This is a genomic window from Pseudomonas sp. UBA6699 (assembly GCF_002454615.1).
Taxonomy (GTDB): domain Bacteria; phylum Pseudomonadota; class Gammaproteobacteria; order Pseudomonadales; family Pseudomonadaceae; genus Aquipseudomonas; species Aquipseudomonas juntendi.
In genome coordinates, this window is record NZ_DKJF01000005.1 from 51,430 (window position 1) to 61,097 (window position 9,668).

Here is a 9,668-nt window from a genome sequence, read left to right on the forward strand (position 1 = left end):
GCTGTTTGCCCTCCCTCAAGCTACCTATCAGCAGTCTGGCTTGCCAGCAGTAAATTTCTTCGCCGGGTTGACCGCCGCCTTGAACTCGCGCAGCGCCTTGGAGCCAATCAACAGCGGGTAGTTGAAGTTGCTGCGGTCCACCAGGTTCACTTCAACAGTGCGTTTCACGTCACCCAGGCACAACTGCAGGTCGACCACCGGGCGCTTGGAAACTTCCGGCGTATCCCCTTCGTCTTCCTCATCGGCCCGCCCTTTGATCTTGCTGATACGCGAGACCTTGTGCTCGTAAACTTTGCCATCGGCGTCCTTGGTCGCTAGGCGAAAGCGCACCCACTCATCGCCATCGCGGGTGAACAACTCGATATCCTTGGCCGACAGCGACGCGGTAAAGGCGCCGGTATCCATCTTGGCTTTCAACGTTTCGCCCAGCTCGGGCAGGGCGATGTTCTCGTAGCGGCCGTAGAGGGTAGGGTCGGCGGCCATTACCGGCAGTGACAACAACGACAACAGGGCAAGCAAAGGTTTCACAGGCAGGCTTCCTTCAAAGAGGTCAGTGCTTAGACTGCACTGGCAGGATAGGTTCGTTGTCACAAGGTTATCCAACATGTTGTGAAACATTTGTTCCTGCCGCCGGGCATTGGACATTTGGCGTAGGCCACGGCGCTGCTTATCATTGCGCCCTGCCAACTTCATACAACAAGAGTTTCCTTATGCGTCGCCTGCTTACCGGCATTCTTACGACCAGCCTGCTGCTGCTCAACACCTTGGTGCTGATCTGCCCGCTGCTGGTCTTCGCCCTGCTCAAACTGGTGTTGCCGGGCCGTGGCCGTGACTATGCCTCGTGGGCGGTGATGTGGGTGGCCGAAACCTGGTCGGAAATCGACAAGGCCATCTTTGCCCTGTGCATCCCCACCCAGTGGGATATCCGCGGCGTCGAGAACCTGCGCAAGGACACTTCCTACCTGGCGGTGAGCAACCACCAGTCCTGGGTGGACATTCCGGCCCTGATCGAAAGCCTCAACCGGCGCACGCCGTTCTTCAAGTTCTTCCTGAAAAAAGAGCTGATCTGGGTACCGCTGCTGGGGCTGGCCTGGTGGGGGCTGGATTACCCGTTCATGAAGCGCTACAGCAAGGCCTTTCTGGCCAAGCACCCCGAGCTGAAGGGCAAGGACCTGGAGATCACCAAGGCCGCCTGCGAGCTGTTCAAGCGCCAGCCGGTGACCGTGGTCAACTACCTCGAAGGCACGCGCTTCAGCGACGCCAAGCGCCAGGCGCAACAGTCGCCATACCGTTACCTGCTCAAGCCCAAGGCCGGTGGCGTGGCGTTCGTGCTGGCGGCGCTGGGTGATCAGCTCGATGCGCTGCTGGACGTGACCATCGTGTACCCAGGCAACAAGGCGCCGGGGTTCTGGGATTTGCTCAATGGCAGCATTAGCCGGGTGATTATCGACATTCAGGTGCGTGAGCTGGACCCTGGATTGTGGGCGGGGGATTACGAGAACGATCCTGAATTCCGCCAAACTGTGCAGGCCTGGGTGAACCAGTTGTGGTGGGACAAGGACCAGCGGATCGAGCAACTGCGGGGGGAGATGGGCTGAGGTCTTTACCGCCTGGTGGGGCCTCTTCGCGGGTGAACCCGCTCCTACGCAGGGTGGTGCTATCTTCGGGCTTGGGCTGCCACCCGCGGCCCGCTCAGGCAGCCCAACAATCCGATTAAAACCCAGGCTAATAATCAACATAAGGATTACTTTTTTGTCATCCCCCACGCAAGTGGATAAAAATCGACCAAAGCACAACTAAAAAAACGCCCTGGATCGATCGATGGCCAACCCACCCAGCTCCAACTCCGCTCAGCTTCGCCGTGTTCTCGGCCTTCCGGCCCTGGTGTTCTTCGGCCTGGTGTACATGGTCCCGCTGACCATCTTCACCACCTATGGCATCGTGACAGAGCTGACCGGCGGCCGCACCGCCAGCGCCTACATGGTCACCTTGGTGGCCATGCTGTTCACCGCCGCGTCCTACAGTTTCATGGTCAAGCGTTTCCCAGTGGCAGGCTCGGCGTACTCCTACACCAACATGGCTTTCGGCCCCAACATCGGCTTTCTCGCTGGCTGGTCGCTGCTGCTCGACTATCTGTTCCTGCCGATGATCAACTACCTGTTGATCGGCTTGTTCCTCAATATCGCCTTCCCGGCCATCCCGGCGTGGTCCATTGCGCTGGCCTCGATCGCCCTGGTCACCGTGCTCAACGTGGTCGGCATCCATTCGGTGGCCAAAACCAGCAACCTGATCGTCGGCGCGCAGATCGTCTTCATCGTGGTATTCGTGGCGCTGTCATGCCAAACGCTGGCCGGCCAGCCGATCGACCTGCTGTCGCCGCTGCTGGGTGACGGCTCACAACCAGGCTTTGGCGCGCTGATGGCCGGTGCGGCGGTGTTGTGCCTGTCGTTCCTCGGCTTCGATGCCGTTTCGACCTTGGCTGAAGAATGCCGCGATGCCCGCCGCGACGTGCCACGGGCGATCATCCTCACCACCCTGTTCGCTGGCGTACTGTTCACCGTACTGGCCTATGTCAGCCAGCTGGTCATGCCGGGCACCACCTTCGCCAATGCCGATGCGGCGGCCCACGAGGTGATGTCCAAGGCGGGTGGGCAGTTCCTGGCCAACTTCTTCACCGCAGCTTTTGTTGCCGGCAGCCTGGGCTCGGCGCTGGCCTCGCAGGCGGCAGTGTCGCGCATCCTGTTCACCATGGGCCGTGACAACGTGCTGCCGCGGCGCAGCTTCGGTTACCTGTCGCCACGGTTCGGTACCCCGGTGTTCGCCATTTTGCTGGTGTCGGCGTTTTCGCTGCTGGCGTTGGTGATCGACCTGGCGACCCTGGCCTCGTTGATCAGCTTTGGTGCGCTGGTAGCGTTTTCGGCGGTGAACCTGGCGGTGGTGAAGACCCACCTGATGGATGACGGGGCGCAGCGCAACCTCAAGGGGCTGCTGTGCTACGGTCTGGTGCCGCTGGTGGGCCTGGCGCTGACCCTGTGGCTGTGGACCAGCCTGTCGGCACTGACGTTGGTGATCGGGCTGTGCTGGTTTGCCTTGGGCCTGGCTTACCTGGCGGTACTGACCGCCGGCTTCCGCCGCCCGGTGCGCCTGGTGGACTTCACAGAAACAGCCTAACTCCGCTTACTCGGGCTTGCGCGATCTCGTGTAGGAGCGGCCTTGCTGGGGCGCTTCTACAGGTACTGCACCAAGCTTCAGGGCTGCGATAACAGCACTGACCCCTCCAAATTTTCACATTCGTGATTGTACTACCGGCACCGGAGCCCGTTAGGCGTGCTGGCGCTTCAAAGTAGCTTGCTGCCAGCGGTATGTACTGATAATTCTGCTAGTTGTGCCAGGCTTCGGAAAGACCAAGACTAGGGATCACCGTCTTGCAAGGCCAGGCTCTATGTCAGCAGCTCTGCGTGCTTATTGCCCTTACGGGCACCACCGGAATCAAGTAAGCAAGGTGTCCATGCTTGGCTTCAATGGCGAGCGAGAAGACAGCCTTACCGGCAACTACCTGCTAGGCAATGGTTATCGCGCCTACAGCCCAGGCCTGAGGCGATTTCTTGCACCTGATAGCTGGAGCCCGTTCGGCAAAGGGGGAGTGAATGCCTATAGCTATTGCGCGGGAGACTCCATAAACGACGTAGATCCAGACGGGCATGCCGGTTTCAATCGAATACGCCGCCATCCCACAATACTGACAGCCGATGCTCCTCCCCCACAAACGGCCCAGCACCTCAATCGCTCCCTCAACAGGCAGCGCTTGCAGACCGGAAACAATTCGCACACCGATCCATCACCGCCAACACCGAACAATCAGCAGCCACGTGCCAATAGAAATCCATTGGCAAACGGTGGTCGGATGCCGTTTGAAGATCGGAGAAATCCAAGCGTGACATTGGGTGAAGTCGTAACTCTGGCCAGGGAGCTGCACGAGGCGAATCTGGCACTTGCGCGTGCCCCAGAGTATCTGAAGCAACTGCATAACCCGGAAATGCGTTCGGAGTACCTTGCTAGTCTCGCTAGAATCCGTCGTGAAGTGCCAAAACAAGAAGACCGAGTGAACAGGGCGATGGCCAGTTGGTTCCATTCCTGACTCCTCCCATGTCCAGTTAAACCGTACCGATCGCGCATTCACTGGTGCCGGTTAAGTCCGAGGCTGCCCAAGCTCTGCAGCAGTGACCCAGCAATCCGCTACTGCCCCAGGTATCACAAATCAACGGTGCAGACTGCCCGTACCCGATCTTCATCTGAAGCCATTGTTAAGATAATTTCACTAGTCGTACTTGGCCTTGCAAAGACGAGCACTTACACAACTTCTCATAGCGAGGTTCTTTCATTGAAATTGTCAGCTTTTATCTACAGCCCCTATGGCTACACCGGCGAACAAACACCTCGAGCAGCCCTGATTGGTTTCAATGGAAATTGGTACGATCCGCCCGCGGGCACCTATGCATTGGGGCAAGGCTACCGGTATTACAGCCCCGCCCCGATGCGTTTCTATAGCCCCGATCATCTCAGCCCATTCGGGAAAGGCGGCTATAACGCCTACGCATACTGTGCCTGTGACCCTCTCAATTTCCGGGATGATACAGGCCAACATCGAACCTTCGCTCGTTTACAGCATTTTTGGGAGAGTCAGTCACGCCAGCCAATTCAGCAGGTAGCGCCGCGTACAATCAAGCCTGCGGTGCAGGCAATCGCAAACCGTCCGTTGAAAGCCAGCGCCCCAGCCTTAGCCCTTAAGACGAGAAAGAAGACTGTTAGTTTTAATCTGCAGCCACAGACCCATAGATACCCCGCAGAACCAATCGCCGACATAAAATTTCGCGAGAAAGAAATTCAGTCTTTATCTATTTATATTGAAGCGTTCCGCAAGCGCATTAAGCGAAAGAAGCGCATACTCAACGAACTCAATGATCCTTCTACATTGCACTTCGCCCTAAGCCAAGGTTTCGATGAAAACCGTTACAACATAGAAAAACTCAAACTCGCCGTATGGCTGAAGGATGCACAATATCGAATCCGAAGACTTAATAACGCGCTGAAAACTTATATGCATTACTAATGAATTGGATTAATCTAATGAAAGTCGACTTGATGAAATCCTACACGCTGCATAGTTATCTGTAAGTAAGCGGTCCTTTCCGATTGGTTCGGTGCCCCGGCAAGGCCGCTCCCGCAGGTGTAGCGCCACGCCTGAAGCCAGTGATATCCCAGTGGGAAGCCGACTTGCCGGCGATAGGCCGACACTGGCGCTACAAAACGATCAGACCGAAGGATGGGCCAACGGCGCCGGTGCAGTCCACAAACTCCCCAGATTCTGCAACAACGACCCGGCAATCCCCTGCTGCCCCAGATACTGCAGAATCAACGGCGCAAATTGGCCGATCATCCCTATATCCATCCCCAGCGCCTTGAAGGCATTGTCCAGGTCGCTGCGGTTCTGCACGTCGTTACCCAATGCCTTGTCCAAGGCCGACTGGCTACCCTTGTTGCTGCCCAGCAAATCCCCCAAGCCACTTAGCCCGCCCAGGGCATTGGCACCCGACAACAGGTCCAGACCCGGTACCGCCTTGGTTAGCTGGCCATAGTCCTCGCTGCTCAGACTGTTGCGTGCCAACCCCAACATCGCCCCCGCCCCGCCGACGGCCTGTTCGGGGGTAATGTTCAACTGGCTACCCAGGGTGTTGAGCAAATCGGCCTGCGCCTGGGGCGCCTGTACCTGGCCTTGCTGTTGCTGGTTTTGCATGGCGGATACGGCGTTGGCGGCGTCGCTGAGGTTGAAGGCGAACACCGGGCTTGCGGCCAGGGTCATCAGGGTTGCCAGGGTGAGTACTTTCATCGGGAGGGACCTCGTTGGCCGGCATGGCCTGGGAAACAGCGGATTTGACTGGAAATCTGAGTGATTGTTCCGAGCCCAGACAGGCGCACACCTGATATTTCTGCCAGTAGCCAATTGCTCAAAGTACTCAAGATAATCGCAGTACCCACCTCATACATTTTTGGGGCCTACTGCAGAAACGGGAGCACGCCGATGAAAATCAGTCCTGGTACCGCCAAATATTTCTACCAGACCAGCAAACTAACGACTGTCATTGGAAACGATCAAAAGCGTTCAATGCTGCGAATTGAAGCGCTCCCGCTTGCTGAATTATCTGAACAAGAAGCAAGCAGCACCGTGCTTCTCGCAACAGATGAAATGGGCTCAGTGCTTATCGTGAGAACGCCTGACGATATGCAAATCAATCACAGCTACACCGCCTTTGGATATAACCACAAACTACCAGCAGAATTCGCAGCTATAGGATACAACGGCGAGTACATGCTGGAAAACATGCACCTTTATCTTCTAGGCCAAGGACACCGTGGATTCAGCACTGAAATTGGACGATTCATCGCCCCGGACAATGCTGGAAGCCCATTTGGCAGAGGCGGGATAAACGCTTTCACGTACTGCCTGAATGACCCCATGAATCGAAAAGACGAAACGGGCATGTGGTCTATCTTTAAGCCTAGAACGTGGTTTCGTAATACCCAAACAAAAAAAGACCAACGCCTTGGCATCATAGCAGACAAAAAAAATGAAATAATAAACAAAACCAAATCCCTCAACGACTTAATTGAGGAAAGGCGTAGCCGAGGAAATCCAATACAGCCTACGATTAACAAGACCGCAAGAAAACTTGAAAAAATTTATAAAAGAAGCGAAAGAAAGGCAGCAGGAGTAAACAAATATCTAGACAAAGACCACATGCATCTATTCCCCCACTTTACAAAAGCCAAGCAAGCATTAGCCGCAGCCAAAAAACCTAACTATACCCCACAAGGCAATACCAGAAAAGAAGCAAACTGGACCAGTCCAACAAGAACTCGTGACGACCAATATGACGACAAAAATTACAGAACCAACGTATCCGAACAAAATTTTTCGACTCGCCGGAGTTGATAAAAATTGTTAAGTTTCTACATGAAAACGACGGGACAGTGACTTACATAGTTCACTTTTATGGCAGCTATGCATGGGCCCCATCGTGGCGCCGGGCAACAAAAACCAAACTGATTTAGGCCCTGCCCCACCAGTATTGCAGCGTGCCTATCTCGACAACCTATTCCGTTTTTTCCACTTACCTGTAGGACGTTTCTGAATTACAGTCCCAAGTCGCACAAGCCATTGCGATGATCTGGGTTGGGCTCTAGTCTCGGGCGGTCGCTGCGAAATCAGCGACCGGCTTTGACAGGCCGCCTTGGTATGAATCACATGGCTTCGCTGTTATGGCAGCTGTGCATGGGGCACTTTGTGTGCGCCGGGTTTTGGTTCACCTACCGGTCTGTCAACCCATGTACCGCTGCCACCAATAGTCTGAAGACACACTCATCCAGGCCGCGGAGTACGCCCTGTGCGCGCAAACGGTCGCGCAGCAGGCGGTGCTGCTGCAGCCCAAGTCGCCATGCTCGGTACTGATCATGGCGACGATGCATGAACTAGAGGCGTTGCGAGCACTGCTTGAGGCAGCCTTGATCCAGGTCCAGTTGCCTTCTGAGCCGCGGACGTTGCATTAAGGGCTTCAAGCCTTGCGTTGCCTGAGCTGGCCTCTTCGCGGCTAAAGCCGCTCCCACAGGTTTCGTGTGAGGCTGTAAAACTAGTATTTCTGCCAGTATCAAAATCCCTGCCGCTGTTCACAATGGGTTTCAAGCGACCTCCATTCATCCAGCACGGTAGGGACTTGAACAATGAGCAAAGCATCAAACAGTACGCTGTTCTTCTACCAGGGCGACAAGCTTGTCACAGTGAAAGAAGGCGCTCACCATCGCGCAATCTTACGTAATGCGGAACAACCGCTGGCAGAGCTGAGTACAGACGACACCAAAGCCGGCGGCCCGCTGGCAACCGATCAGATGGGCTCGGTGCTTGCCGTGCAAGGCTCAGCCAGTCACCCAAGAAAAAGCCCCTCGTGATGAGGGGCTCTTCACTACATCACGGTATCACGCCGCGCCCCACATCTTGTGCGGGTCGATCACAAACTTCTTCGGCACCCCGGCATCAAACTCGCCGTACCCTTCCGGCGCCTGGTCCAGGTTGATCACCTGCACGCCCACCACTTCGGCAATGTTGATGCGGTCCCACATGATCGCCTGCATCAGCTGGCGATTGTACTTCATGGTCGGGGTCTGGCCGGTGTGGAAGCTGTGCGACTTGGCCCAGCCCAGGCCGAAGCGGATGCTCAGCGCGCCGATCTTGGCGGCAGCGTCCACCGCGCCCGGGTCTTCGGTCACGTACAGGCCCGGGATACCGATGTTGCCGGCTACGCGGGTAACCTGCATCAGCGAGTTCAGCACGGTGGCCGGGGCTTCGTGCTTGGCACCTTCATGGCCATGGCCGCGGGCCTCGAAGCCAACGGCGTCAACGGCGCAGTCCACTTCCGGCTCGCCGAGGATATCGACGATCTGCTCGTGCAGCGGGGTGTCCTTGGACAGGTCGACCACCTCAAAGCCCTGCGACTTGGCGTGAGCCAGGCGGGCCGGGTTGAGGTCGCCGACGATGACGCAAGCGGCGCCCAGCAGGCGCGCCGAGGCAGCGGCGGCCAGGCCGACCGGGCCGGCGCCAGCGACATACACGGTGCTGCCTGGGCCTACGCCGGCAGTGACGGCGCCGTGGTAGCCGGTTGGCAGGATGTCGGACAGGCAAGTCAGGTCACGGATCTTCTCCATGGCCTTGTCGCGCTCGGGCAGTTTCAGCAGGTTGAAGTCGGCATAGGGCACCAGCACGTATTCGGCTTGGCCGCCGGTCCAGTCGCCCATGTCGACGTAGCCGTAGGCACCGCCGGCGCGGGCCGGGTTGACGGTCAGGCACACACCGGTGTGCATCTCTTTGCACGAGCGGCAACGGCCGCAGGCAACGTTGAACGGTACCGAAACCAGGTCGCCGATCTGCATGCGCTCGACGTCGCTGCCTTTCTCGACGATTTCACCGGTGATTTCATGGCCCAGAACCAGGCCGACCTGGGCAGTGGTGCGGCCGCGGACCATGTGTTGGTCGGAGCCGCAGATGTTGGTGGAGACCACCTTCAGGATCACGCCATGCTCGATTTTCTTGCCGCGTGGGTCCTGCATTTTCGGGTAGTCGATCTTCTGCACCTCGACCTTGCCGGCGCCGAGATATACCACTCCACGATTGCCAGACATGCTCTTACCTCGCTTGATTTTTATTTATGCAGCGGTGGTTGAACGCGCCGCCATCCTTGGGCGGCATGTGTTTCTGGATGAGGGGAATTGTGGGCCGGATGGGGCCGGGTGCACTGACTGGGAGCGACAGGGAGATGCCATTTAGCGGCAGGTTTGTCGTTGGAAGGTATGGGGGCAAACAGAGGTGCTGGCCTGTACCGGCCTCTTCGCGGCTGAAGGCGCTCCAGGTAAAGCACAGCCTTCGAGGCCTGTGATATCCCTGTGGGAGATTCTATGGTTCCTGGCAAGGGTAGCCGGAGCATCTTCAGCGCCTGTGAGATCGAGCGCCGCCCGCGCGGCGCATCGCGAGCTGCGGTCGCTGCTTGTATGTTGTGACTGGCCTGGCGGGAGAAGATATTCTCGTCAGGCTGAAGAAGCACTTCCGGGGAGGCCGATCGCTC

Annotated in this window: 10 protein-coding genes; 7 read left to right on the top strand and 3 right to left on the bottom strand. The window is 57.2% G+C overall.

Going from position 1 to position 9,668, the window contains the following annotated elements; all coding sequences use genetic code 11:
* Positions 1-27 precede the first annotated feature (27 nt).
* Positions 28-528: an ATP-dependent zinc protease gene (locus B3361_RS00985; RefSeq protein ID WP_009682544.1), complete on the bottom strand. Its 501-nt coding sequence runs from the start codon at positions 526-528 to the stop codon at positions 28-30.
* A gap of 182 nt (positions 529-710) precedes the next feature.
* Between B3361_RS00985 and B3361_RS00990 the strand changes: the two genes are divergently transcribed.
* From B3361_RS00990 to B3361_RS01005, 4 genes are all read left to right on the top strand, one after another.
* Positions 711-1,598, top strand: coding sequence for an acyltransferase (locus B3361_RS00990; protein WP_054904286.1), 888 nt, complete (start codon positions 711-713; stop codon positions 1,596-1,598).
* 223 nt (positions 1,599-1,821) lie between these two features.
* Positions 1,822-3,171: an APC family permease gene (locus B3361_RS00995; RefSeq protein WP_054904287.1), complete on the top strand. Its 1,350-nt coding sequence runs from the start codon at positions 1,822-1,824 to the stop codon at positions 3,169-3,171.
* A gap of 271 nt (positions 3,172-3,442) precedes the next feature.
* A complete protein-coding gene (locus tag B3361_RS23955; protein WP_082414563.1) occupies positions 3,443-4,138 on the top strand; it encodes an RHS repeat-associated core domain-containing protein in 696 nt (231 codons plus the stop codon).
* Between the two features lie 243 nt (positions 4,139-4,381).
* Entirely contained in the window at positions 4,382-5,110 is a 729-nt protein-coding gene (locus tag B3361_RS01005) for an RHS repeat-associated core domain-containing protein (protein ID WP_054904289.1), read from the top strand.
* Between the two features lie 201 nt (positions 5,111-5,311).
* Here B3361_RS01005 and B3361_RS01010 read toward each other — a convergent pair whose 3' ends face one another.
* Positions 5,312-5,887 carry a DUF2780 domain-containing protein gene (locus B3361_RS01010; RefSeq protein WP_054904290.1) on the bottom strand — a complete coding sequence of 192 codons (576 nt, stop codon included), beginning with the start codon at positions 5,885-5,887 and terminating at the stop codon, positions 5,312-5,314.
* A gap of 192 nt (positions 5,888-6,079) precedes the next feature.
* Here B3361_RS01010 and B3361_RS01015 point away from each other — a divergent pair, with 192 nt between their 5' ends.
* The 3 genes from B3361_RS01015 to B3361_RS01025 all read left to right on the top strand — a co-directional run bounded on the left by B3361_RS01015 (position 6,080) and on the right by B3361_RS01025 (position 8,001).
* Positions 6,080-6,991, top strand: a complete 912-nt coding sequence (locus B3361_RS01015) for an RHS repeat-associated core domain-containing protein (RefSeq protein WP_225624736.1) — start codon at positions 6,080-6,082, stop codon at positions 6,989-6,991.
* A 428-nt stretch (positions 6,992-7,419) separates the two neighbouring features.
* Complete coding sequence (locus B3361_RS01020; protein WP_082414564.1) at positions 7,420-7,605, top strand: hypothetical protein; 186 nt, start codon at positions 7,420-7,422, stop codon at positions 7,603-7,605.
* Positions 7,606-7,776: 171 nt separating this feature from the next.
* Positions 7,777-8,001, top strand: coding sequence for a hypothetical protein (locus B3361_RS01025; protein WP_082414565.1), 225 nt, complete (start codon positions 7,777-7,779; stop codon positions 7,999-8,001).
* Positions 8,002-8,028: 27 nt separating this feature from the next.
* On the opposite strand, the gene fdhA is transcribed toward B3361_RS01025, so the two are convergent.
* A complete protein-coding gene (gene fdhA, locus B3361_RS01030; protein WP_009683378.1) occupies positions 8,029-9,228 on the bottom strand; it encodes a formaldehyde dehydrogenase, glutathione-independent in 1,200 nt (399 codons plus the stop codon).
* Between the last annotated feature and the right edge of the window lie 440 nt (positions 9,229-9,668).

What these genes read in the sequence shown, in the direction of transcription:
- B3361_RS01010 (WP_054904290.1), bottom strand. Translation starts at nt 5,887, where the DNA reads ATGAAAGTACTCACCCTGGCAACCCTGATGACCCTGGCCGCAAGCCCG.
- fdhA (WP_009683378.1), bottom strand. Translation starts at nt 9,228, where the DNA reads ATGTCTGGCAATCGTGGAGTGGTATATCTCGGCGCCGGCAAGGTCGAG.
- B3361_RS23955 (WP_082414563.1), top strand. Translation starts at nt 3,443, where the DNA reads ATGTCAGCAGCTCTGCGTGCTTATTGCCCTTACGGGCACCACCGGAAT.
- B3361_RS00990 (WP_054904286.1), top strand. Translation starts at nt 711, where the DNA reads ATGCGTCGCCTGCTTACCGGCATTCTTACGACCAGCCTGCTGCTGCTC.
- B3361_RS01015 (WP_225624736.1), top strand. Translation starts at nt 6,080, where the DNA reads ATGAAAATCAGTCCTGGTACCGCCAAATATTTCTACCAGACCAGCAAA.
- B3361_RS01025 (WP_082414565.1), top strand. Translation starts at nt 7,777, where the DNA reads ATGAGCAAAGCATCAAACAGTACGCTGTTCTTCTACCAGGGCGACAAG.
- B3361_RS00995 (WP_054904287.1), top strand. Translation starts at nt 1,822, where the DNA reads ATGGCCAACCCACCCAGCTCCAACTCCGCTCAGCTTCGCCGTGTTCTC.